This window comes from Photorhabdus kayaii (assembly GCF_025384895.1).
GTDB classification, from domain to species: Bacteria; Pseudomonadota; Gammaproteobacteria; order Enterobacterales; family Enterobacteriaceae; genus Photorhabdus; species Photorhabdus kayaii.
This window is the reverse complement of sequence record NZ_JAJAFZ010000228.1, coordinates 1-568: the sequence shown is the minus strand read 5'-3', so window position 1 is coordinate 568 and position 568 is coordinate 1. Positions and strand designations below refer to the sequence as shown.

The 568-nt window shown below is 39.3% G+C and carries 2 protein-coding genes; both read right to left on the bottom strand.

Annotation, left to right across the window (positions count from 1 at the left end; translation table 11 throughout):
- Window positions 1–197 (bottom strand): hypothetical protein (locus LGZ98_RS24055; RefSeq protein WP_262978763.1); only part of this gene is annotated, 197 nt, incomplete at its 3' end.
- Between the two features lie 99 nt (window positions 198–296).
- The coding region (locus LGZ98_RS24050; RefSeq protein ID WP_315902015.1) for an AbrB/MazE/SpoVT family DNA-binding domain-containing protein at window positions 297–568 on the bottom strand (272 nt) is incomplete at its 5' end.

Here is a 568-nt window from a genome sequence, read left to right as displayed (position 1 = left end):
TCACAAAATGGCTTTTCTGGAACTAATTTCTTTGGCATAACTCCCCATCCCAAAGGTTGATTGAAAGTTGAAAGAGAAACAACAGTACAATCAATAACGTAATCAACAACACCATCATCATGTCCCCGTAAAAACGGGGAGCAAATTGTAACAAATGGTGATAGTTCTGTATTTAGCGGTTTATCCCCGTCACGCATCGCGTAATTTAAGCGTCATCAGCCCTGCCTGTAAGGCCCCCACCGGATCAAAATCAAGCCAGATTAAATCACCGCAATCAGGAATAAAAAGAGAAACCATCAGAGTAATTCCTTACCAACTGGTGAGCCAAAATTTACCTTTTCGTGAACATTTTCTGGTGTGATACCGGCTAACAGTGCATCAAGAGAATATTCTTTCGCTTTTACAGGAATAATGATAATGCGACCATTTTCGACTGCAATATCAACTGTATCATCAACGTTCAAGGATGTTGCTTTCATGATAGCTACAGGAAGTCGTACAGACGGACTATTACCCCATTTTTTTATTACTGAATAAGTCATTAATGCACCTCGATAATAATGATGAT